This is a genomic window from Nocardia sp. NPDC005825 (assembly GCF_040630175.1).
Classification (GTDB): domain Bacteria; phylum Actinomycetota; class Actinomycetes; order Mycobacteriales; family Mycobacteriaceae; genus Nocardia.
The window spans coordinates 118566-141480 of sequence record NZ_JBEXXC010000004.1; the positions used below are offsets into that span (position 1 = coordinate 118566).

The following is a 22915-nucleotide window of genomic DNA, read 5'->3' on the forward strand; positions in this document are numbered from 1 at the left end:
CCAGCGCCCCGGCCACCACCTCGGGCCCCGGCCCGTCAGCTCACGCGCAGATCACGGCCGGGGATGGCTTCGAGCAGGCGCTGGGTATACGGCGACCGCGGGTTCGCGAACAGGTCGGTGGTGGACGCCGTTTCGGCCACCTTTCCGTCCTGCATGACCAGGACCGAATCGGCGATCTGCCGTACCACCGCGAGGTCGTGGGTGATGAACAGGTAGGAGAGCCCGAATTCGGCCTGCAGGGTGTTGAGCAGCTCGAGGATCTGGTCCTGCACCAGGACGTCGAGCGCGGACACGGCTTCGTCGCACACGATCAGCTCGGGTTCCAGTGCCAGCGCGCGGGCGATGGCGACGCGTTGCCTTTGGCCGCCGGACAATTCGCGCGGATAGCGGGCGGCGACGGCGGACGGCAGGGCCACCAGGTCCAGGAGTTCGCGGACGCGCGCGTCGCGCGATTCCCGGGTGCCGATGCGGTGGGTGCGCAGTGGTTCGGCGATGGCTCGATGGATCGAGTAGGTGGGATCCAGTGACCCGTACGGGTTCTGGAAGATCGGCTGGATCCGCCGCCGGAATGCGAGCGGCGTGCGGCGGGCGAGTTCGGCGACGTCCTTGCCGTCGAAGTGCACCGAACCAGCTGTGGGCGTGTCCAATCCGAGTACCAGGGACGCCACCGTGGTCTTGCCGGAGCCCGATTCCCCCACCAGCGCGGTGGTGGTGCCTCGCCGCAGCCGGAACGAGACGTCCTCGGCCGCAGTGAATTCCGTATGCCGCCACGGCACCGACCCGCGCACCCGATACCGCTTGGTGAGCCCCTCGGCGACCACGATGTCGTCGGGCACGTCCGCCGCTTCGGCGTCGGCCACGTCGATGGCGAGGTCGCGGTAGGCGGCGCGTTCGGTGGCGGTGGCGCTGCGCCGCGCGGCCAACGAGGGCGCCGCGGCCACCAGTCGCCGCGTGTATTCGTGGCGCGGATCGCGCAGGATCTCCGCGGCCGGTCCGGATTCCACCACCCGCCCGCGGTACATGACCACCAGGTGTTCGGCGCGTTCGGCGGCGAGACCGAGGTCGTGGGTGATGAGCAGCAGCGCGGTGCCGAGTTCGCGGGTCAGTTCGTCGATGTGGTCGAGGATCTGGCGTTGCACGGTGACGTCGAGCGCGGAGGTCGGTTCGTCGGCGATGAGCAGGGTGGGCCGCGCCGAGAGCCCGATGGCGATGAGCGCGCGCTGCCGCATCCCGCCGGAGTATTCGTGCGGGTACTGGCCGGCCCGCCGTTCGGGTTCCTTGATCCCCGCCTCGGCGAGCAGTTCCACGGCTCGCTGCCGGGCGGCTCGTCCGCGCGCGATGCCGTTGGCGGCCAGGGTTTCCGAGATCTGGAATCCGACCTTCCACACCGGGTCGAGGTTGGACATGGGGTCCTGCGGCACGAATCCGATCCCGTTGCCGCGCACCGCGACCAGCTCCGATTCGGGCGCTGCCGCGAGATCCCGCCCCTGGAACAGGATGCTGCCGGATTCGACGCGCCCGCCGCCGGGCAGCAGTCCGATGACCGCGTGCGCGGTGGTGGATTTCCCGGACCCGGACTCCCCCACGATGGCCACGGTCTGGCCGGGGTACACGGTGAGGTTCACCCCGCGCACCGCCTCGACCCGGGTGTCGCCGGATCCGAAACACACTCGCAGGTCCTGGATGTCGAGCAGGGGCTCGGTCATCGTCGCTCCTTGGGGTCGAGCGCGTCGCGCAGGGCGTCGCCGAGCATGATGAAGCCGAGCACCGTCAATGCCAGCGCGGTGGCCGGGTAGAACAGGATGAGCGATCCGGCGCGCAGTTGCCGCTGTCCGGCCGCGATGTCGGCGCCCCAGGACACTTCGGTGGGCGGCAGTCCGACGCCGAGGAACGACAGGGTGGCCTCGGTGACGATGAAGACGCCCAGCCAGATGGTGGTCACCACGATGACCGGTCCGAGCGCGTTGGGGATGATGTGCCGCACCAGGATCCGGAATCGCGACACCCCGAGCGCCTTGGCCGCGAGCACGTAGTCGCTGCCCTTGGCGGCGAGCACGGAGCCGCGCGCGATGCGCGCCACCTGGGGCCAGGTGAAGGCCGCGAGGATGGCGATCACCACCCAGATGGTGCGGTGCCCGGCCAGCTGCATGAGGACGATGGCGGCCAGCATGAGCGGTATGGCGTACACGATCTCGGCGATCCGGGAGATGATCGAATCCAGCGGTCCCCCATAGAATCCCGCGAGCGCGCCGAGGCTGCCGCCGACGAGCAGGAACAGCAGGGTGGCCCCGACGCCGGTGAGCACGGAGGCCCGCGCGCCGTAGATGGTGCGCGCGTAGATGTCGCAGCCTTGCAGGTCGTAGCCGAACCAGTGGTCCCGATTCGGCGGCGCGAGACTGAAATCCACCACGCAGTGCCGCGGATCCTGTCCGGTGAACAGGCCCGGGAAGGCGGCGACCAGCAGCACCAGCACGATGATGGCCATCGAGACCAGGAACAGCGGCTTGCGGCGCAGCTGCCGCCAGGCCGAGCCCCAGAATCCGGCGGGCGCGCCGTGCACGTCGACCCGGTCCGTGGCGACCACTTCGACGGCGTCGGGCGGCGCCACCCAGCGTTCCTGGCCGGGCCGCGGATCACGCCGGGGCGGTGAGGTTTCGGGCATGTCGGCGCTCCCGTCAGGCATAGCGGATCCGCGGGTCGAGCACGGCGTAGAGCAGGTCCACGATCAGGTTGGAGAGCAGGAAGATGACGATGAGCGCGGTCACGAAGGACACCACGGTCGGCGCCTCACCGCGCACCACGGCCTGGTAGAGGGTGCCGCCGACGCCGGGGATGTTGAAGATGCCCTCGGTGACGATGGCCCCGCCCATGAGCGCGCCCAGGTCGGCGCCGACGAAGGTGACCACCGGGATCAGCGAGTTGCGCAGGATGTGCACCACGACCACCCGCCGCCGCGGCAGGCCCTTGGCGGTGGCGGTGCGCACGAAATCGGCGTCCTTGTTCTCCGCCACCGAGTTCCGGGTCAGTCGCAGCACATAGGCGAACGACAGCGAGGCGAGGACCAGCGCGGGCAGGACGAGCCGCGGGATGCTCACGTCGGAGCCGACGGTGACGGGCGCGAGATGCCAGGTGACGCCGAACAGGAACTGGGCCAGGAATCCGATCACGAAGATGGGCATGGCGATCACGAGCAGGCTGAGCACCAGCATGGTGGAGTCGAACCAGCCGCCCTTGCGCAGTCCGGCGATCACGCCGAACGCGATGCCGAACACGGCCTCGAAGAACACCGCGAGCAGCGCCAGCCGGAAGGTGATCGGGAAGGCGCGGGCGAGCACTTCGCGCACCGGCCGTCCCGAGTACGAGGTGCCGAAGTCGAGGGTGACGATGCCCTTCAGGTAGTGCAGGTATTGCCACCAGAACGGTTTGTCCAGCCCGTATTGCGCTTTCAACTGCGCTTCCAGTGCCGGTGTCAGCGTGCGCTGCCCGGCCAGCGCCGTAACCGACCCGCCGGTGACCTTCCAGATCAGGAAGTAGATGAGCAGCGTCGCGCCGAAGAACACCGGGATCATCTGCAGCAGCCGCCGCGCTATATACCAGGCCATCAGGTCACCTCAGCTCGATGTTCTCGAAGTCGGCCAGGCCGTTCCAGGTCATGACCACATTGCGGACGCGTTTGGAGTAGCCGGCGGAGTTGATGTAGTCGAAGACCGGGATGGTGGGCAGGTCGTGCAGCAGCACGGATTGGGCCTGCCCCACCAGCTTCCACGATTCCGGTTCGGTGGGCGCGGCTTCGGCGGCGGTGAGCAGCCGGTCGAATTCCGGGTTGCTGTAGTCGACGTCGTTGGTCTCCGAGCCGGTCACGAAGCCGGGTTCCAGGAATTGCAGCATGGTCGGGTAGTCGCCCTGCCAGCCGTAGCGGAAGGCCTTGCCGATGGTGCGGTGCACGACCTGGTCGCGCAGTTGCTTGAAGGTCGGGTAGGGCGCGCCGACCGCGTCGATGTGCAGCGTGTTGCGAATGCTGTTGGCCAGGGCGTCGATCCAGGACTGGTGACCGCCGTCGGCGTTGTAGGCGATCTCGAAGCGCCCGCTCCAGGGGGCGATGGCGTCGGCCTGGCTCCACAGCCGGGCCGCTTCGGCCGGGTTGTAGTCGAGGACGTTCGAACCGGGCAGGTCCGGGTTGTAGCCGGGCAGCACCGCGGAGGTGAAGTCACGGGCGGGAATTCGGGTGCCGTGGAAGATCTTCCGCCCGATCTGCGCGCGGTCGATGGCCATCGAGAGCGCCTGCCGTCGCAGCCGTCCCTCCTCGCCGCCGAAGTGGGCCATGTTGGGCTGGAACCCGAGCCACTGGTTCTGCGCGGTCGGGGCCTCGATCGCGCGGTCGCCGAGATCGCGCTGGTAGACGGCGATGGCGCTGTCGGGGATGGTGTCGAGCACGTCGAGGTTGTCGGCCAGCAGATCCGAGTAGGCGGCGTCGAAGTTGGAGTAGAACACGAAGGTGAGGCCCTTGTTGCGTGGCGGCCGCCCGCCCCGGTAGCTCTCGTTGGGCACCACGGTGAGCTGGACGTCGTGCTGCCAGGCTTTGCCGTCGGCGAATCGGTAGGGGCCGTTACCGATCGGGTGCTCCCCGAAGGCCTTCATGTCCTTGAAGGCGGCGGCGGGCAGCGGATAGAACGGCGCGTAGGCCAGCCGGGTCCGGAAGTCGATGGTGGGCGCGACCAGGTCGACGGTGAAGTGCAGGTCGTCGACCACCTTCAGCCCCGACATGGTCTGCGCGCGTGGCGGATCCGCCTGCACGTCCGCGAATCCGGCGATCGGCCCGTAGGTGTAGCTCTGCAGTTGTGCGTTGGTGACCAGTGCCCCGTAGTTCCACGCGTCCACGAAAGAGTGTGCGGTGACCGGTGTTCCGTCGCTGAAAGTCCAGCCGGGCTTCAGCGTGATCCGGTAGTGCTGCTGGTCGGTGGTGTCGATGGATTCGGCCACCTCGTCGTGCAGCGTGCCGCGCTGGTCGATGTAGCGCAGTCCCGCGAACAGCCGGTCGACGATGCGCCCGCCGCCGTTCTCGTTGGTATTGGACGGGATCAGCGGATTCTGCGGTTCGGTGCCGTTGACGGCGATCATGTCGCCGTAGGCCGGGGTGACGGCGCATCCGGTCAGGCTCGCGCCCGCGATCAGCGCGAGTACGGCGGCCAGCACGGCGATCCCTCTGATTCTCAACGCGTTCTCCCGCCTCGAGCCGCTGTCGGTGACAGGGACAGTAGTGACCGTCACCGCCCTTGTCAGGGGATCGCATCACCGTGTGTCCCCGGGGCTGCCCCACCGATCGAGACAGCGCAGCCCGGCCCAGGTCACAGTCGGTTAGGGTCGGACGTGGCCGTCGTCACCCACGCGGCTTGCACGCGAGAGAAGAAGAGACGAGATGACCGAGACATCCGCAGACCACCTGGATGCCTATCCGCCCAGCGCTGAGTTCGCGGCCGCCGCCAATGGCGACGCCTCTCTTTATGCTCGATCCCAGTCCGACCGGGAGGATTTCTGGGCCGAGCAGGCACGCCGCCTGCACTGGCATCAGCCGTTCACCCAGGTGCTGGACTGGACCGACGCCCCCTTCGCCAAGTGGTTCGCCGACGGCAAGCTTAACGTCGCCTACAACTGTGTGGACCGGCACGTGCTCGACGGGCACGGCGATCAGGTCGCCATCCACTGGGAGGGCGAGCCGGGCGATTCGCGCGACCTCACCTACGCCGACCTGCTGGCCGAGGTGTCGAAGGCCGCCAACTACCTGACCGGCCTGGGCCTGGTCGCCGGTGACCGGGTCGCCATCTACATGCCGATGGTCCCCGAGGCCATCGTGTCGATGCTGGCGTGCGCCCGCCTGGGCCTGACCCATTCGGTGGTGTTCGCGGGCTTCTCGCCCAGCGCCCTGCGCCAGCGCGTCGACGACGCCGCGGCCAAGCTGGTCATCACCACCGACGGCCAGTGGCGGCGCGGCGCCGCGGCCCCGCTCAAGGCGGCCGTGGACGAGGCGCTCGCCGAGGGCGAGTCGACCGTCGAGCACGTGCTCGTGGTGCGCCGCACCGGCCTCGACACCGAGATGACCGAGGGCCGCGACCTGTGGTGGGACGAGACGGTCGCGCTGTCCTCCCCCGAGCACGAGGCGCAGGCCTTCGACGCCGAGCACCCGCTGTTCATCCTCTACACCTCCGGCACCACCGGGAAGCCGAAGGGCATCCTGCACACCTCCGGCGGCTACCTGACCCAGGTGGCGTACACCCACCACCAGGTGTTCGACCACAAGCCGGGCCAGGACGTGTACTGGTGCACCGCCGACATCGGCTGGGTGACCGGGCACAGCTACATCGTGTACGGCCCGCTGGCCAACCGCGCCACCGAGATCGTCTACGAGGGCACCCCGAACTTCCCGGACGAGCACCGGCACTGGCAGATCATCGAGAAGTACGGCGTCAGCATCTATTACACGGCGCCGACGCTGGTCCGCACCTTCATGAAGTGGGGTCGCGAGATCCCCGACGCGCACGACCTGTCGAGCCTGCGGCTGCTGGGCTCGGTCGGCGAGCCGATCAACCCGGAGGCCTGGCGCTGGTACCGGGATGTGGTGGGCGGCAACCGGACTCCCATCGTGGACACCTGGTGGCAGACCGAGACCGGCGCCATCATGATCTCCCCGCTGCCCGGCGTCACCGCGGCCAAGCCGGGCGCGGCCATGACCCCGCTGCCCGGCGTCTCCGCGAAAGTCGTTGACGAGGAGGGCAATCCGGTCCAGCTGGGCGAGACCGAGGCCAACGGGTACCTGGTGCTCGACGAGCCGTGGCCGTCCATGCTGCGCGGCATCTGGGGTGACAACGAGCGCTACGTGGACACCTACTGGTCCCGCTACGCCGAGAAGGGCTGGTACTTCGCCGGCGACGGCGCGAAGCTCGACAAGGACGGGGACCTGTGGGTGCTCGGCCGCGTCGACGACGTGATGAACGTGTCGGGTCACCGCATCTCGACCGCCGAGGTCGAGTCCGCGCTGGTCGGGCACTCGGGCGTGGCCGAGGCGGCGGTGGTCGGCGCGTCCGACGACACCACCGGCCAGGGCATCGTGGCGTTCGTGATCCTGACCGCCGAGGCCAAGGACACCGGCGCGGATCTGATCACCGAGCTCAAGGCCGAGGTCTCCCGCGAGATCTCCCCCATCGCGCGCCCGCGGGAGATCCACGTGGTGCCGGAGCTGCCCAAGACCCGCTCGGGCAAGATCATGCGCCGCCTGCTGCGCGACGTGGCCGAGGGCCGCGAACTGGGCGACACCTCAACCCTGGTGGACCCCAACGTCTTCGAGGCCATCCGGGCCGGCAAGGCGTAACCCGTAGCACCCCGCGCGAGGCCCTCCGATCACTGATCGGAGGGCCTCGCTGTCGTGGGATGGTCAAGAAGTTCCGGGCAAACCGTTAGAATTGCGCAAAAGGTGTGCCGGGAAGTCTGGTCGGCATGCGGTTGTGCCGTTGATCCCGTCAGTGGTGTGCACGCCGCTGTTCTGTCGAACGTACGGCTGAAAGGTGCACCCGGTGATCACTCAGGTCCGATCGGAGCTCACGCGCTATCTGAGAACCGAAACCTTCGGTGGCGCACTCCTTCTCATCGCCGCCGCGGCGGCCCTCATCTGGGTCAACTCCCCGTGGGGCGCGAGCTACACCACCATGACCGAGACGCGGCTCGCGATCGCGCCCTTGCACCTGGATCTCACGCTGGCCGACTGGACCAAGGACGGCTTGCTCGCCATCTTCTTCTTCGTCGCCGGTCTGGAACTCAAACGCGAGCTGGTGGTCGGCGAGCTCGCCGATCGCAAACGCGCCACCCTGCCCATCGTGGCGGCCGTCGGCGGCGTGATCATGCCCGCGATCATCGCCATGGTGGTCGGGCACGGCGTGGAGGGCATGGATCGCGGCTGGGCCATCCCGGTCGCCACCGACATCGCCTTCGCGCTGGCCGTGCTGGCCATGACCGGGTCGCGGATCCCGGCCGGCGCCCGGGTGTTCCTGCTCAGCCTCGCCGTGGTCGACGACCTGATCGCGATCCTGCTCATCGCGATCCTGTTCACGACCACGCTGAAGATGCTGTGGCTGCTGATCGCCTTCCTGTGCTTCACGGGCTGGGCACTGGGCCAGCGGTTCCGGATCGGCACCCCGTTCCTCTACGTGCCGCTGGGCCTGCTCTCCTGGTACGCCCTGCACGAGGCCGGGATTCACGCCACCCTGGCGGGCGTCGCGTGCGGCCTGCTCACCCGGGTGCGCCCGGATCCCGGCGAGGACGAGCACTGCGTGCCCGCCGCCCGGCTCGAGCACTTCTTCCAGCCCATCTCCGCGGCGCTGTGCGTGCCGCTGTTCGCGCTGTTCGCCTCCGGTGTCCCGCTGGATTCGGCGGTGCTGTCGAAGCTGTTCACCAACCGGATGTCGCTGGCCATCATCCTGGGTCTGCTGGTCGGCAAGACAGTCGGTATCTTCGGATTCAGTTGGCTCGCCGTGCGGTTGAGGATCGCCGAACGACCGGGGGATCTCGGGTATCGGGACATGTTCGCCCTGTCGGTACTGGGCGCGATCGGCTTCACCGTTAGCCTCTTGGTGGCAGAACTGGCCTTGGAAGACGTCGGCGACGGGTCGGCGGCAGAACTCGCGAAAGCGGCTGTGTTGCTCACGTCTTTGGCGGCTTCCCTGGCCGGTTCGGCGCTACTGTTGCGTCGTGGCCGTGCTCACCAGGCACGACGTGACGAGCGCGCACTGCAAAGTCAAGAGTGACACCGGAACGTACTACCGGGACATGGAGAAGGGTCGAGCAATTGAGCTTCACACAGGGCGGTAACGGCTACGACGGGAACCGCACCCGCACCGTCACCTCGATTCCGTTGTCCGATATCGATGCCCATCAGTCGGCCACCATCGGCAGTCTGGTCCGCGACGCCACCGAGCAGATGTCGACCCTGGTGCGCGCCGAGGTGGAGCTCGCCAAGACCGAGGTCACCGGCGAGATCAAGAAGGGCCTGCAGGGCAGCGTCTTCTTCATCCTGGCGCTGACCATCCTGCTGTTCAGCTCCTTCTTCTTTTTCTTCTTCCTCGCCGAACTGCTCGACGTGTGGCTGTACCGCTGGGCCGCGTTCCTGGTGGTGTTCCTGCTGATGATCGCGGCGGTCGCGGCCTTCGCGCTGCTCGGCTACCTCAAGGTGCGCAAACTGCGCGCGCCCGAGAAGACCATCGGCTCGCTGAAGGAGACCCAGACGCTGCTGTCGAGCAGCTTCAGCCACTCCGACGAGCACGCGGTGGACGCCACGGCAGTCGGCAAGCCCCGGGCCTAGACCTTCGATTACGCTCCTTCGGCGTGTCGTCGAAATCGCAGCCGGATCCGTCCGCAGTCCGCTATGACGGGCCGTGGACCCATCGCGACGTGCGCGCCAACGGCATTCGCTTCCACGTCGTCGAGGCCACGCCCGAACCCGCCCAGCCGGGCGCCAGCACGCCGTTGGTGCTGCTGCTGCACGGTTTCGGCGATTTCTGGTGGTCGTGGCGGCATCAGCTGACCGGGCTGGCCGCGCGCGGCTACCGCACCGTCGCGGTGGACCTGCGTGGCTACGGCGATACCGACAAACCGCCGCGCGGCTACGACGGCTGGACCCTCGCCGGTGACGTGGCCGGACTGGTCCGGGCCCTCGGGCACACCGAGGCCACCCTGGTCGGGCACGCCGAGGGCGGGCTGGTGTGCTGGGCCACCGCGGTCCTGCACCCCCGGGTGGTGCGGTCCATCGCCCTGATCGGCTCCCCGCACCCGGTGGCGCTGAAAAGAGCCGTGCTGCGCGACGAAGCGCAACGCTCGGCCTGGCTGCCCGGCTTCCTGCGCTACCAGCTGCCACGCCTGCCCGAGCACCGGCTCACCCGCGACGACGGCATCGAGATCGAACTCCAGCTGCGCGACCGGGTCAGCGAACGGTTCTCGGCCACCGAGGAATTCGCCGACACCGCCCGCCGCATGCGCACCGCCATCCGGATCCCCGGCGCCGCGCACTGCGCGCTGGAATACCAGCGCTGGGCCTTCCGCAGCCAATGGCGGCCCGACGGACGGCGATTCATGTCCGCCATGAGCGAGCCCGTGCGGGTGCCGACCCTGGCGATGTACGGCGACCGCGACCCCTACATCCTGCCCGGCACCATCCATCGGGGACGGCGGCTGTCGCCGGAGCGGCGGCTGGTCGAGATTCCCGGCGCGGGTCACTATGCGCACCAGGAGAATCCGGAACCGGTGACCGCGGAGATCGCGAAACTGCTGGCCTGACCGGCCCAGCACCGAAAGCGGCCCCCGGCGAATCCTGTCGCCGGGGGCCGCTTTCGGTCTCGATCAGCTCAGCACGCAGCTGCCGGTGCCGACGGCCGTCGACTGGTTCGACGCCGCATCCAGTTCCGGCTTCACCTCGTCGAGGGTCAGCACGTACCCGGTGTCGTCGTCGGTGACGGCCGCGCCGAACACCACGCCCAGGATCCGGCCGTCGGTGTCCACCAGCGGACCGCCCGAGTTACCGGCCCGGACCTGACCGCGGATGGTGTACACCTCACGCTTGACGTCGGCGTCGCGGTAGATATTGGGGCCCTTGAGGTTCAGCGTCTCGCGCACCCGGGCCGCGCTGGCCGTGTAGCGCCCGCCGCCCGGGTAACCGAGCACGATGGAGCTCTCGCCCGTACTGGCGTCCTTCGGGGCCAGCGCCAGCGGCTGGGCATTGAGGCCCGGCACCGCGAGGATCGCGACGTCCTTCTGCGAATCGAAGAGCACCACGGTCGCCGGGAGCGGGCCGCGTGCAGTGTCCACGCTGACGCTGTTGGTGCCGGCCACCACGTGCGCGTTGGTCATGACCCGCTCCGGGGCCACCACGAAGCCCGAACCCTCCAGCTGCCGTTGGCAACTGGGCGCGATGCCGCGGATGCGCAGCACGCTGCCCTGCAGCTGCTGGGCGATGGGCAGCTGCAGCACGCTGGCGTCGGGCGGCTCCACCGCGGTGATCGGGACGTGCCCGAACGGGCCGATGACGTCCGGCAGCCCGGAGGTGTTGAGCAGGTTGGAGAAGTCGGTCGGCACCCGGCGCAGCCAGTCCGGCGCGACATGGTCGACATTGCGCAGCACCTGGGAGTTGGTGACCGCGGCCGCGATGCCCGGCTGCGAGGAGTTGGTCAGCGGCAGCGCCAGCAGCCACGCGGTGGCCAGCACCGCCACCGCCTGCAGGCCCGCGCCCACCACGCTGTCCACGCTGCGGGTGAACGGATCCCGCATGCCGCCGCGCGCGGCCCGCCCGAGCACCATGCCCGCGACCTCGCCGATGATCACCAGCGCGACGATGAGCAGCACGCCCACCAGCACCCGCGTCCGGCCCTCGCTGAGGTGTTTCAGAATGTGCGGCGCGATCAGGATTCCGGCCACCGCGCCCAGGATGACGCCCAGGAAGGCGAGCGCCGAGGCGACCGCGCCCTGCCGCCACCCGGAGGTGGCCGCGAGCAACGCCAGAATGATGATGCCGAGGTCGAGCCAGCCAGAGGCGCTCATAATGTCATCCCTACCGCGGCCAGCGAGGCCTGCAGATCACGTACATCGTGATGGTCCCATTCGTGTTCCCACCCGGATACCGCCAGCAGTCCGGCGAGCACGCCGGCGGTGAACCCCCACACCAGCATTCCGTCCACGGTGAACGCCGGGCCCATATAGCCCAGCGGATGCCGCACCACGAAACGATTGGCCGGATCGATGAGCTCCGTCACCGGCACCCGCGCCACCCGGGCCGCCTCGGTCTCGCTCACCACGCCGACCGCGCCGGGCGTGCGCCAATAGGCGACCACCGGCGTCACATCGAACCGCGACGGCGGCACGAAGATCTTGGGCAGCACCGCGAGCGGCTCCACGCTCGCCGGATCCAGGCCGGTCTCCTCGTTGGCCTCGCGCAGGGCGGTGCTGATCGGGCCGTCGTCCTGCGGCTCCACCCCGCCGCCGGGGAACGCCACCTGGCCGCTGTGCTGGCGCAGGGTGGCGGCACGCTGGGTGAGCAGCACGTCGGCGTCGGCCGGAAGTCCGCCCGGCGTATCGGGATCCGCCTCCGGGGAACCGCCGAACAGCACCAGCACGGCCGCGTCCCGGGGCCGGGTCGCGGCGGCGGCGAAGCGCCGCATGGCACTGCGGCGCAGAACCGGGTTCACGCCGGTGGGGTCGGCCGGATCGTGCTCGGCCACCCCGCGTAGCCACGCCGGAATCCCATTGCTGGACGCCTCGAGTCTCATCACCACACCCTCACCGAAAACCACCGCGGCCCGGCCGCGCTCACGCCCGGACTCCCAATTCGGCCGCGACGGTATCGGATATGTCCTCGACGCTGCGGAACGGGCGCACCACGACCTTGGCAACGGTGCCGTCCGCGCGCAACAGCACCGAGATCGGCAGCACGGCGGGCGCGCCGACGGCGGCGCGGACCGTGGAGTTCGGATCCACGACACCCGGCAGATGGATGCCCAGCCCGCTCAGCCGCGACAGCGCCTTGCCGGTCCCGGGATCGCTGTGCACGGTCAGCACGGTGAGCGCGGTCCCCGCCTGCTGCGAGAACTGTTGCAGCAGGGGCAGTTCCTCCGCGCACGGGCCGCACCAGTAGGCCCACAGGTTGATCAGGGCGGGCTTGCCCGCCAGCGCCGAGACCAGGTCCACGGGCCTGCCGTCGGCCAAGCAGTCCAGGGTGATGCCGCGCAACGGGGTGGCGCCGACGGGCGCCCCGGTGGGCGGCGGGCAGGACGCCAGCGCGGCCGCGGCCCGATCTGCCTCGGCGACCGCCGGTTCGGCGGGAGCGGTGGTGGACCCGGTGGCGGCGCTCTTGTCATCGGTGCGGGTGAGCTGCGGCCACAGCGCGACGACGGCCGCCACGGCGACGATCACCGCCGCCAGGACCCAGCGCCACCAGGTGCTGCCCCGCGTCGCCTCGGCGCTCACAGGCCGACCAGTTCGAGAAGGTGCTCGGTCTCCGGGCCCTTCACGAGTTTGGCGGCCTCGGTCGGATCGGTCGGCCCGGTCCCGAAGGACGGGCAGTCGTTGGCCAGCAGGCAGGCGCCGCACGCGGGCTTGCGGGCATGGCAGACGCGGCGGCCGTGGAAGATCACCCGGTGCGAGAGCATGGTCCAGTCCCGGCGCTCGATCAGCGCGCCGACGGCGTGCTCGACCTTGACCGGATCCTCCTCGGTGGTCCAGCCCCAGCGCCGCACCAGCCGCCCGAAGTGGGTGTCGACCGTGATGCCGGGGACCCCGAAGGCATTGCCGAGCACGACATTCGCGGTCTTGCGCCCGATCCCGGGCAGGGTGACCAGCTCGTCCAGCGTGCTAGGCAGTTCACCGTCGAATCGCTCGACCAGTTCCTGGCCCAGCCCGATCAGCGAATTGGTCTTGTTCCGATAGAAGCCGGTCGGCCGGATGTACTCCTCCAGCTCGGCGCGATTGGCCTCGGCGTAATCGCGTGCGCTGCGGTACTTCACGAACAATGCCGGTGTGGTCTGGTTCACCCGTACATCGGTGCACTGCGCGGAAAGAATTGTGGCGACCGCCAATTCGAGCGGCGTAGTGAAATCAAGCTCACAGTGCGCGTCCGGGAACTCCCGCGTCATTTCCCGATACATCCGCCGCGCGCGCCTGACCAGGCCGGTCCGAGTCTCTTTGTCGCGCTTGCGCGCTTTGGCCGGGCGCGTGAACGATGGCGCATCCGCGACATCGACCGCGGCCTCGGCAGGAACCGTGGCAGCGTCCGATTTCGCTGTCGCGAGGCCCGAATTATCCGGGTCTGCCCCGCTCAGGGCCGCGTTGGATTCAGTGACACGCACGCGTCCACCTTACGGAACCAGCACTCCGTCACAACCGGCCAGCGGGCCTCCCGTGTTCCATCTGAGACCTTCGGCGTGTTTACTGCTGCCTATGCAAGGACTCGCTGTGGTGCTGTTTCCGATAGCGCTGATGCTGTTCGCGTTGGTGATGGAACGGGTCGAGAATCGACTGCGCAAGTTGCTCGAACCCGACCCGGAGGTTCAGCAGTACCTCGATCGAGCCACGAATGCCGAGGTCAGCGATCTGACCAAGCTGGGATTGCCGGCCGCCGCCGCGCGTCCCCGGCGGGCCCGGCCCGCGGCCAAGGGAATGGACGTCGCGCAGGCCAGCTGACCCGGGCGGGTCGGCGGTCGGGTGGTCCGGTGGCTTCGAGCCCCGGACCACTTTTTACGATCTTCATGACGCCGGTCTCACGGCGTGTCGTAGATTCGTGTGAAGCGTGTCGCAAGTTGCGTTGTGTGTCGCGTACTGGGGCTCCGCGTATCCGAGTATCAGCTCGGCGCGTGGTGTCTATCACTACCCGGCGGTAATGCAAAGTAGACTGCACTGTCGGCCGAGTCGTTTCGGTCCAGGACAGAGCCATTTCCCATAAGGAGCACATTCGTGGACGAGGCCCTCGCCAGAGCAGGCATCTTCCAAGGCGTCGAGCCCACCGCGGTGGCCGCTCTCGCCAAACAACTACAGCCCGTTGATTTTCCGCGCGGCCATGTCATCTTCAACGAGGGTGAGCCCGGCGACCGGCTGTACATCATCACCTCGGGCAAGGTGAAGATCGGCCGCCGTTCCCCCGACGGCCGGGAGAACCTGCTGACGATCATGGGCCCGTCCGACATGTTCGGCGAGCTCTCGATCTTCGACCCGGGCCCGCGGACCTCGACGGCCACCACCGTCACCGAGGTCAGAGCCGTCACCATGGACCGGGACGCGCTCAAGGCGTGGATCGACCAGCGTCCGGAGATCGCCGAGCAGCTGCTGCGGGTGCTCGCCCGCCGCCTGCGGCGCACCAACAACAACCTGGCCGACCTGATCTTCACCGACGTGCCGGGTCGTGTCGCCAAGGCGCTGCTGCAGCTCGCCCAGCGCTTCGGCACTCAGGAAGCGGGCGCCCTGCGCGTGACCCACGACCTGACCCAGGAAGAGATCGCCCAGCTGGTCGGCGCCTCCCGCGAAACCGTGAACAAGGCCCTGGCCGACTTCGCGCACCGCGGCTGGCTGCGGCTCGAGGGCAAGAGCGTGCTGATCTCCGACTCGGAGCGACTGGCGCGCCGCGCTCGCTGACGCGAGACGGACAAACGAATACGTCGAAGGATCGGGCATCACCTCCGTAGCGGTGCCCGATCCTTTCGCGTTTCCGTGCGCCCAGCCCGGTGGGCCGTGTGCCCAGCCCCGCGAGCCGTACGCCTAGCCCTGCGAACGCAGGTAGGCCAGCTGGGCTTTCACCGAACTGTGCGCGGCGGGCCAGAGCCGCTTGTCGACATCGGCGTAGACCTCGGCGACGATCTGCAGGGATTTGGCGTTGGGGCCCAGCTTCTCCAGCGCCGCGCGCACCTGGTTCAGGCGCTCCTCGCGGTGCGCGATGTAGTAGCGGATGACCGGTTCGGCGTCCGGATGGTCCGGGCCGTGCGCCGGGAGCAGGGTGCGGCCGGGGGCGACCGACACCAGGCGATTCAGCGAATCCAGGTAGGCGGCCAGCGCGCCGTCTGAGGATTCGAGGACCGTGGTCCCACTCCCCAGGACGGTGTCACCGGTGAGCAGGACTCGCTCGCCGTCCGGGCCGTCGACCAGAAAACTCAGGGAATCCCCGGTGTGACCGGGGGTGGCGAGCACGGTGATGCGGACGCCGGCCGCCTCGATGACCTCGCCGTCGGCCAGGGCCGTGCCCGAGCCGCGCAGGAAGTCGGAGCCCTTGGCGCGCACCGGGGTTCCGGTGGCCTTCACCAGGTGGTCGATGCCGCCCGTGTGATCCGCGTGCTCATGGGTGATCAGCGTCAGCACGATCTCGCCGCCGGTCGCGCGGACCAGCGCCTCGGTGTGCTTGCGATCCTTCGGACCCGGGTCCACCACAACGTATTCCGTGGCGCCGGGGGCGCGGAGCAGCCAGGTGTTGGTGCCCTGCAATGTCATTCCGCTGGGGTTGTCGGCCAGGACGACGGCGGCGGACGGAGTCACTTGCCGCAGTTGTTCGTACGCGGGGTGGGTGAGCGTCATACTTTTCCGTCCTAATGCACCGCGCGTGATGCGTCCAGTGTTGGACGCATCACGCTTTCGACTGTGCCCCAAGCATTTCGGGGGGTTATCGCACCTCGGCGATGAGTTCCACCTCGACCGGGGTGTTGAGCGGCAGCTCGTTGACGCCGACTGCGGAGCGGGCGTGCACCCCGGCCTCGCCGAGGACCGCGCCCAACAGCTCGGACGCGCCGTTGATGACCAGCGGCTGACTGTTGAAGCCGGCCGCCGAGGCCACGAAGCCGACCACCTTGACGATGCGCACGACATTGTCGAGGCCGACCAGGTCGTGCACCACCGCCAGTGCGTTGAGCGCGGCCAGCTTGGCCAGCTCCGCGCCCTGCTCGATGGTGATCTCGGCGCCGAGCTTGCCGGTCAGCGGCAGTTCGCCGTTGACGAACGGCAGCTGGCCGGAGGTGTAGACGTAGTTGCCGGTCCGGACGCCCGGCACGTACACCGCGACCGGCTTCGGCGCGACCGGCAGTTCGAGTCCGAGCTCCTTCAGGTTCTCGGCCCAGGTCATCAGCTCTTCGCCCGCTTCAGGTAGGCGACGTGCTGTTCACCGGTCGGTCCGGGCAGCACCGTGACGAGTTCCCAGCCGTCGGAACCCCACTGGTCCAGGATGGCCTTGGTGGCATGGGTCAACAGGGGCACGGTCGCGTACTCCCACCGGGTCAGTTCACTCATGGGCTGAGAGTAGCCCCGGCCACGTTCCGCGGGTTCTCCAGACCCTCCGACTACGCTGCGGGATTGGGAAATACGAGTTTCCAGAGTGGTGTATCAGACAGTTGACAAGTCCTGTGGGCAGGAATTCGGAACGAGTTATAGGCTCGCGAGCGTGGGAGTACCGATAGCAGTGCCCGTTTCGGTTGAGCCGGGGGTCGAAGCAGGGTGGCCGGAACGAGCGGACAAGGCCCGCTTGCATTACGTGTCCGGCAAGGGTGGGACCGGTAAGTCGACGGTCGCGGCGGCGCTCGCGCTGGCGCTCGCGGCGGGTGGGCGCCGCGTGCTGTTGGTCGAGGTCGAGGGCCGGCAGTCCATCGCGCAGCTCTTCGATCTGCCGCCGTTGCCGCCCACCGAGACTCGCATCGCCACCGCGGACGGCGGCGGCGAGGTGATGGCGCTGGCCCTCGACGTCGAGCACGCCTTCCTGGAATACCTCGACATGTTCTACAACCTCGGCTTCGCCGGCCGGGCCATGCGCCGGGTCGGGGCCATCGAGTTCGTCACCACCATCGCGCCGGGCCTGCGGGACGTCATCCTCACCGGCAAGATCAAGGAATGCGCGGTGCGGGCCGACAAGTCCGGCAAGCCCGCCTACGACGAGATCGTCATCGACGCGCCCCCGACCGGCCGGATCGCCAGCTTCCTGGACGTCACCCAGGCCATGGCCGACATCGCCGGCGGCGGGCCGATCGCCTCGCAGGCCGAGGGCGTGTCCAAGCTGCTGCGCTCCGAGCAGACCATGATCCACCTGGTCACGCTGCTGGAGGCGCTGCCGGTGCAGGAGACCGCCGACGCGGTCGCCGAACTCACCGCCAACGACCTGAACATCGGCACGGTCATCGTGAACCGGGCCAGCGAGGGCTACCTGCCGCGCACCGTGCGCGAACGGGCCGCCCTCGGCGAGGTCGACGTCGACGCTCTGAAGGCCGGGCTCGCCGAGGCCGGAGTCACCTTGTCCGAGGCCGACTTCCAGGGCCTGGTCACCGAGACCGTCGAGCACTCCGCGCGCCTGGCCGCCCAGGACGAGAGCGCGGCCGAGCTGTCGCAGCTCGACATCTCGCGGCTGTACCTGCCGTCGCTCACCGACGGCATGGATCTGGGCGGGCTCTACGAGCTGGCCGAAGTCTTGAGCGCGCAGGGGGTTCGCTAGTCATGGTCGTTCCGGCAGGCACTGTGCCCCTGGATATCTCGAAGATCATCGCCGACCCGTCGGCGCGGATCGTGGTGTGCTGCGGTTCCGGCGGCGTCGGCAAGACCACCACGGCCGCGGCCATCGCGCTGCGTGCGGCCGAGGCCGGCCGCAAGGTCGTGGTGCTGACGATCGACCCGGCCCGTCGCCTGGCCCAGTCACTGGGCGTCAGCGACCTGGGCAATGTGCCGCAGAAGGTCGAGCTGGGGCCGGAGGCCAAGGGCGAACTGTTCGCCATGATGCTGAACATGCGCCGCACCTTCGACGACATGGTGCTCGAGCACACCACCCCGGACAAGGCCGAGCAGATCTTCGCCAACCCGATCTACCAGACCGTGGCGTCCTCCTTCGGTGGCACGCAGGAGTACATGGCCATGGAGAAGCTAGGGCAGCTCGCCGCCAAGCGGGAGTGGGACCTGATCGTGGTCGACACCCCGCCCTCGCGGAACGCCCTGGACTTCCTGGACGCGCCGAAGCGGCTGGGCAACTTCCTCAACGGCAAGATGATCCGGGTCATCATGGCTCCGGGCCGCGGCGTCGGAAAGTTCGTCGCGGGCGCGATGAGCCTCGCCCTGCGCGGCGTCTCGACCATCGTCGGCGGCCAGCTTCTCAAAGACGCCAGTGTCTTCTTGCAGTCACTGGAATCCATGTTCGGCGGCTTCCAGGATCGGGCCGACCGCACCTACGCGATGCTGTCCCGGCCGGGCACCCACTTCCTGGTGGTGGCCGCGGCCGAACCGGACGCGTTGCGCGAGGCCAGCTTCTTCGTGGACCGGCTCTCGACCGACAAGATGCCGATGGCCGGACTGGTGCTCAACCGCACCCACCCGGCCCTGAGCTCGCTGTCCGCCGAGCAGGCGCAGGTCGCGGCGGATCGCCTGGTCCCGGAATCCGAGAACGGCGTGACGCCGGAACCCGAGGTGGAGACACCGGAGGCGCTCGCGGCCGCGGTGCTGCGCATCCACGCCCATCGGGCCGCCACCGCCAAGCGGGAACAGCATCTGCTGCACCGGTTCACGGGTGCTCACCCGAGCGTGCCCATCGTGGCCGTCACCGCGCTGCCCTTCGAGGTGGCCGATCTGGAGGCGCTGCGCGCCGTCGGTGACCAGCTCGTCGAGGCCGGCGCCAAGCCCGCCTGACGCGGACCCGCCGAGCCCTCGACTCGGTTTCCGGCTTTCGACCCTTTGGTTTGAAATGCCCGATCCGACCCCGGACACGGATCGAGCCCGCTCCCGCGGGCTCGATCCGTTCTGCTTATAGGGGGGATCTAGGTAAGGGATACTCGCTTACATCGCTACCTTCTGTGATCGCTGGACGCGGAAGAAGTCCGCCCAGCTCGTCACCTCCGGGTGCTGCTTCAGCAGCGCACGGCGCTGCCGCTCGGTCATACCGCCCCACACACCGAACTCGACTCGGTTGTCGAGGGCGTCAGCACCGCACTCCATCAGCACCGGGCAGTGCCGGCAGATGGTTGCGGCCTTGCGCTGTGCCGCGCCACGCACGAACAGCTGGTCGGGATCCACTTCCTTGCATCGGGCCTGGGAAACCCAGGCGATTCTCGCTTCGGCCTGCTCCACGTCCAATCGAGCGATCGGGGTAGTCATGTGCATTTGGTGTGCCCCTTTGCAGTCCGAACACCGGGTCACGGCGCTCCAGAATCGCGAGTGCAGCGCGCAGTTACCCAACCCCACTGCGTTCTGCACCACATTCCACTTTGAGTGTTAGCTCTATCACACTGGGTTCTCAATCTAGATAGAGGTGTATGGGCTGCGCAAGACCGTCCCGAGATTTTCTGGTACGTCCGTCCACGCATTCGTTGCCAAGAACCGGGCAGTCCGTACCTTTAGGGACGAAAGGACACCCGTGTGGGGACGGAAGGACACCCGTGGCGGGCGAACACCGAGTGTCCGAAAGGCCAATTAGGCTAGGGCCCGTGCCGATCACACGAACGCTCTGGAGACTGGCAGGCGCGTGCGTCTTGGCAGCCGTGCTGCTGGCCGGATTGCTGTTCCCGTTGGCCGGTGGCTTCGGGTTCATCTCCAACCGGGCCGCCGACGCCGTCGACAACGTCTCCGCCGAACTGGTCGAGGGCAGCGTGCCCGCGGTCTCGACCATGGTGGACACCAATGGGACGCCTTTCGCCTGGCTGTACGAGCAGCGCCGCTTCGAGGTGCCCAGCGACAAGATCTCCAACAACATGAAGCTGGCCCTGGTCTCGGTCGAGGACAAGCGCTTCGCCGACCACCACGGTGTGGACTGGCAGGGCACCTTCCGGGCCTTCCTGACCAACACCTCCGGCGGCCAGGTCTCCCAGGGTGGCTCGACCATCGACCAGCAGTACGTGAAGAACTACCTGCTGCTGGTGGTGGCCAAGACCGACGCCGAGCGCCGGGCCGCCACCGAGACCACCCCGGCCCGCAAGATCCGTGAGATCCGCATGGCGCTGACGCTGGACAAGCGGCTCACCAAGGACGAGATCCTCACCCGGTATCTCAACCTGGTGCCCTTCGGCAACGGCTCCTACGGCATCCAGGACGCCGCGCAGACGTACTTCGGCGTGGACGCCAAGGACCTGACCATGACGCAGTCGGCCATGCTGGCCGGCATGGTGCAGTCCAGCTCCAAGCTGAACCCGTACACCAACCCCACGGGCGTGCTGGAGCGCCGGAACACCGTGCTCGACACCTTGATCCAGAACGTGCCCAGCCGGGCGGAGGAGTTCCGTAAGGCCAAGGACACGGGGCTGGGCGTGCTGCCCGAGCCCAAGGGCCTCTCGCGCGGCTGCATCGCGGCCAACGACCGCGGCTTCTTCTGCGATTACGCGATGCAGTACCTGACCAACGCCGGCATCAGCCGTGATCAGCTGGAAAAGGGCGGCTACCTGATCAAGACCACCCTGGACCCGGCCGTGCAGGACCAGGTGCGGGACTCGCTGGCCGCCAACACCAACCCGAACCTCGACGACATCGCCGAGGTCATGAACATCATCGCCCCCGGCCAGGATTCGCATCCGCTGCTGGCCATGGGCTCGAGCCGCGTCTACGGCCTGGACGCGGGCGCGCATCAGACCGTGCAGCCGCAGCCGTACTCGATGGTCGGCGACGGCGCGGGCTCGATCTTCAAGATCTTCACCACAGCCGCGGCCATGGAGAAGGGCCTGGGCATCAACGCCACCCTCGATGTCCCGGCGTTCTTCTCCGCCAAGGGCATGGGTAACTCCGGCACGCCCGGCTGTCCGCCCGAGACGTACTGCGTGAAGAACGCGGGCGCCTACAAGGGCTCGATGTCGGTGACCGAGGCGCTGGCCACCTCGCCGAACACGGCGTTCGTCAAGCTGATCCAGGCCGTCGGCGTGGCCCCGACCGTGGACATGGCGATCCGGCTCGGCATGCGCTCGTACACCCTGCCCGGCACCTCCGGCCACGGGAACCAGAGCCTCGCGGACATGATCAAGGACCAGAACCTGGGCTCGTTCACCCTGGGACCGGTCGCGATCAACCCGGTGGAGCTGTCGAACGTGGCCGCCACCCTGGCCTCCGGCGGCAAGTGGTGCCCGCCCACCCCGATCCGGGAGGTGATCGACCGCAGCGGCAAGCAGGTTCCGCTGACCCAGCAGGCGTGTGAGCAGGTGGTCGACCCGGGTCTGGCCAATACCCTCGCGGTGGCCCTGGGCCAGGACGTGGTGAGCGGCACCGGTGCCGGTTCCGCGCATTCCGTCGGCTGGAACATTCCGACCTCGGCGAAGACCGGCACCACCGAGAGTCACCGGTCCTCGGCCTTCCTGGCCTTCACCAACGGTTTCGCGGGCGCCTCCTACGTCTACGGCGACAGCCCGACCCCCGGTGAGATCTGCTCGTTCCCGCTGCGCAGCTGTGGCAGCGGAAACCTGTACGGCGGTAACGAGCCGGCCCGCACCTATCTGGGCGCGATGAAGAACGTGCTCGACCGGTTCCCGCCGGCCGCGCTGCCGCCGGTCGACGACAAGTACGTGCGCGGATCGAACAACTCGCAGATCCCGGACGTGATCGGCATGCAGCAGGCCGAGGCCAACGCGGCGCTGGTCGGCGCGGGCTTCCAGGTGTCGGTCGTGACCCAGCCGGGCGCGGGCAAGGGCACGGTCATGAACGTGTCGCCCAATGGCTCGGCGATTCCCGGCTCGGTGATCACCATGTACGTCAGCGACGGCAGTCAGGTGCCGGTGACGGCGCCGCCGAACGCACCGCCGTCGGTGCCGGGGCTGCCCGGCATCACGATCCCGGCGCTGCCGCCGATCCCGATCCCGATCCCCATCCCGCGCTAGCCGCGAACGAAAGGCCCGGAGCGAGTCATTCGCTCCGGGCCTTTCGTATTAATAGCGGTATCGCATGATCCGCCGTGCGGACCGTCTCAGAGGCGGGCCTTCACGGCCGCGGAGATCCGGGTGCCGTCGGCGCGCCCGGCGGCCAGCGCGGTCGCGGCCTTCATGACCTGACCCATCTGCCGCATGCCCGGGCGCTCGCCCAGCTGCTCGGCGACCTGCGCGATGGCGGTGTCGGCGATGTCGCCGACCTCGGCCTCGGTGAGCTGGGTGGGCAGGTACTCGTCGATGATCGATTCCTCGGCGCGCTCGTTGGCGGCGAGCTCGCCACGCCCGGCCTGCTCGTAGACCACGGCGGCCTCGTTGCGCTTCTTCGCCTCCTTCTGCAGGACGGCGATGATCTCGGGGTCGGAAAGCTCACGCGCCTCGGGTCCGGCGACCTCGGCGTTCTGGATCGCCGACAGCAGCATCCGCAGGGTGCCGAGGCGCAGCGCGTCCTTGCTCTTCATCGCGGCGGTCATATCCGTGCGCAGCGTGGTTTTGAGTTCCGACATGAGCGACACGGTACGAGGGACTTCTATCGTGGTCCAGCTCATTTGACT

22 protein-coding genes are annotated in these 22915 nt (G+C 68.6%); 9 read left to right on the top strand and 13 right to left on the bottom strand.

Annotation, left to right across the window (positions count from 1 at the left end):
* Positions 1 to 35 precede the first annotated feature (35 nt).
* Genes ABZ382_RS12840 through ABZ382_RS12855 form a run of 4 tightly spaced genes read right to left on the bottom strand, consistent with a single transcriptional unit; the run spans position 36 to position 5118 of the window.
* Positions 36 to 1706: an ABC transporter ATP-binding protein gene (locus tag ABZ382_RS12840; RefSeq protein ID WP_357087651.1), complete on the bottom strand. Its 1671-nt coding sequence runs from the start codon at positions 1704 to 1706 to the stop codon at positions 36 to 38.
* Positions 1703 to 2662, bottom strand: coding sequence for an ABC transporter permease (locus ABZ382_RS12845; protein ID WP_357087654.1), 960 nt, complete (start codon positions 2660 to 2662; stop codon positions 1703 to 1705). Before ABZ382_RS12845 ends, ABZ382_RS12840 begins: the two co-directional genes overlap by 4 nt.
* Positions 2663 to 2675: 13 nt before the next feature.
* Positions 2676 to 3602, bottom strand: coding sequence for an ABC transporter permease (locus ABZ382_RS12850; RefSeq protein ID WP_357087656.1), 927 nt, complete (start codon positions 3600 to 3602; stop codon positions 2676 to 2678).
* A gap of 4 nt (positions 3603 to 3606) precedes the next feature.
* A complete protein-coding gene (locus tag ABZ382_RS12855; protein ID WP_357088723.1) occupies positions 3607 to 5118 on the bottom strand; it encodes an ABC transporter substrate-binding protein in 1512 nt (503 codons plus the stop codon).
* Between the two features lie 298 nt (positions 5119 to 5416).
* On the opposite strand from ABZ382_RS12855, the gene acs reads away from it, so the two are divergent.
* The 4 genes from acs (at position 5417) to ABZ382_RS12875 (ending at position 10317) form a co-directional block, all read left to right on the top strand.
* Positions 5417 to 7363, top strand: a complete 1947-nt coding sequence (acs, locus tag ABZ382_RS12860) for an acetate--CoA ligase (RefSeq protein ID WP_357087659.1) — start codon at positions 5417 to 5419, stop codon at positions 7361 to 7363.
* Positions 7364 to 7568: 205 nt separating this feature from the next.
* A complete protein-coding gene (nhaA, locus tag ABZ382_RS12865) occupies positions 7569 to 8792 on the top strand; it encodes a Na+/H+ antiporter NhaA (RefSeq protein ID WP_357088726.1) in 1224 nt (407 codons plus the stop codon).
* 41 nt (positions 8793 to 8833) lie between these two features.
* Positions 8834 to 9346 carry a phage holin family protein gene (locus tag ABZ382_RS12870; RefSeq protein ID WP_357087662.1) on the top strand — a complete coding sequence of 171 codons (513 nt, stop codon included), beginning with the start codon at positions 8834 to 8836 and terminating at the stop codon, positions 9344 to 9346.
* A gap of 23 nt (positions 9347 to 9369) precedes the next feature.
* The gene (locus ABZ382_RS12875) at positions 9370 to 10317 is read left to right on the top strand and encodes an alpha/beta hydrolase (protein WP_357087664.1); all 948 of its coding nucleotides are present in this window, start codon (positions 9370 to 9372) and stop codon (positions 10315 to 10317) included.
* 63 nt (positions 10318 to 10380) lie between these two features.
* On the opposite strand, the gene ABZ382_RS12880 is transcribed toward ABZ382_RS12875, so the two are convergent.
* From ABZ382_RS12880 to nth, 4 genes are read right to left on the bottom strand one after another with little or no spacing between them, the layout of a single operon-like run.
* Positions 10381 to 11574, bottom strand: a complete 1194-nt coding sequence (locus ABZ382_RS12880; protein WP_357087667.1) for a MarP family serine protease — start codon at positions 11572 to 11574, stop codon at positions 10381 to 10383.
* Positions 11571 to 12299: a CoA pyrophosphatase gene (locus ABZ382_RS12885; protein WP_357087669.1), complete on the bottom strand. Its 729-nt coding sequence runs from the start codon at positions 12297 to 12299 to the stop codon at positions 11571 to 11573. Before ABZ382_RS12885 ends, ABZ382_RS12880 begins: the two co-directional genes overlap by 4 nt.
* A 40-nt stretch (positions 12300 to 12339) precedes the next feature.
* Positions 12340 to 12996, bottom strand: a complete 657-nt coding sequence (locus ABZ382_RS12890; RefSeq protein WP_357087670.1) for a TlpA disulfide reductase family protein — start codon at positions 12994 to 12996, stop codon at positions 12340 to 12342.
* The gene (nth, locus tag ABZ382_RS12895; RefSeq protein ID WP_357088729.1) at positions 12993 to 13673 is read right to left on the bottom strand and encodes an endonuclease III; all 681 of its coding nucleotides are present in this window, start codon (positions 13671 to 13673) and stop codon (positions 12993 to 12995) included. Before nth ends, ABZ382_RS12890 begins: the two co-directional genes overlap by 4 nt.
* 292 nt (positions 13674 to 13965) lie before the next feature.
* Between nth and ABZ382_RS12900 the strand changes: the two genes are divergently transcribed.
* Together ABZ382_RS12900 and ABZ382_RS12905 are read left to right on the top strand one after the other, a co-directional pair.
* Positions 13966 to 14208, top strand: coding sequence for a hypothetical protein (locus ABZ382_RS12900; RefSeq protein WP_033089361.1), 243 nt, complete (start codon positions 13966 to 13968; stop codon positions 14206 to 14208).
* A 270-nt stretch (positions 14209 to 14478) separates the two neighbouring features.
* On the top strand, positions 14479 to 15153 hold the full coding sequence (locus ABZ382_RS12905; RefSeq protein ID WP_019044571.1) for a Crp/Fnr family transcriptional regulator: 675 nt from the start codon (positions 14479 to 14481) through the stop codon (positions 15151 to 15153).
* Positions 15154 to 15276: 123 nt separating this feature from the next.
* Here ABZ382_RS12905 and ABZ382_RS12910 read toward each other — a convergent pair whose 3' ends face one another.
* The 3 genes from ABZ382_RS12910 to ABZ382_RS12920 form a co-directional block, all read right to left on the bottom strand.
* Complete coding sequence (locus tag ABZ382_RS12910; RefSeq protein ID WP_357087673.1) at positions 15277 to 16083, bottom strand: MBL fold metallo-hydrolase; 807 nt, start codon at positions 16081 to 16083, stop codon at positions 15277 to 15279.
* A gap of 85 nt (positions 16084 to 16168) precedes the next feature.
* Entirely contained in the window at positions 16169 to 16624 is a 456-nt protein-coding gene (locus tag ABZ382_RS12915; RefSeq protein ID WP_357087675.1) for a RidA family protein, read from the bottom strand.
* Positions 16624 to 16788, bottom strand: coding sequence for a hypothetical protein (locus tag ABZ382_RS12920; protein WP_357087678.1), 165 nt, complete (start codon positions 16786 to 16788; stop codon positions 16624 to 16626). The genes ABZ382_RS12915 and ABZ382_RS12920 overlap by 1 nt, the downstream gene beginning before the upstream one ends.
* A gap of 169 nt (positions 16789 to 16957) precedes the next feature.
* Between ABZ382_RS12920 and ABZ382_RS12925 the strand changes: the two genes are divergently transcribed.
* Together ABZ382_RS12925 and ABZ382_RS12930 are read left to right on the top strand one after the other, a co-directional pair.
* The gene (locus ABZ382_RS12925; RefSeq protein ID WP_357087680.1) at positions 16958 to 17977 is read left to right on the top strand and encodes an ArsA-related P-loop ATPase; all 1020 of its coding nucleotides are present in this window, start codon (positions 16958 to 16960) and stop codon (positions 17975 to 17977) included.
* 2 nt (positions 17978 to 17979) lie between these two features.
* Positions 17980 to 19155 carry an ArsA family ATPase gene (locus ABZ382_RS12930; protein ID WP_357087682.1) on the top strand — a complete coding sequence of 392 codons (1176 nt, stop codon included), beginning with the start codon at positions 17980 to 17982 and terminating at the stop codon, positions 19153 to 19155.
* Positions 19156 to 19302: 147 nt separating this feature from the next.
* On the opposite strand, the gene ABZ382_RS12935 is transcribed toward ABZ382_RS12930, so the two are convergent.
* Positions 19303 to 19626, bottom strand: coding sequence for a WhiB family transcriptional regulator (locus ABZ382_RS12935; RefSeq protein ID WP_033089817.1), 324 nt, complete (start codon positions 19624 to 19626; stop codon positions 19303 to 19305).
* A 323-nt stretch (positions 19627 to 19949) separates the two neighbouring features.
* Here ABZ382_RS12935 and ABZ382_RS12940 point away from each other — a divergent pair, with 323 nt between their 5' ends.
* Positions 19950 to 22316, top strand: a complete 2367-nt coding sequence (locus ABZ382_RS12940) for a penicillin-binding protein (protein ID WP_357087685.1) — start codon at positions 19950 to 19952, stop codon at positions 22314 to 22316.
* 86 nt (positions 22317 to 22402) lie between these two features.
* On the opposite strand, the gene ABZ382_RS12945 is transcribed toward ABZ382_RS12940, so the two are convergent.
* Entirely contained in the window at positions 22403 to 22867 is a 465-nt protein-coding gene (locus ABZ382_RS12945; protein ID WP_357087687.1) for a GatB/YqeY domain-containing protein, read from the bottom strand.
* Positions 22868 to 22915: the final 48 nt, after the last annotated feature.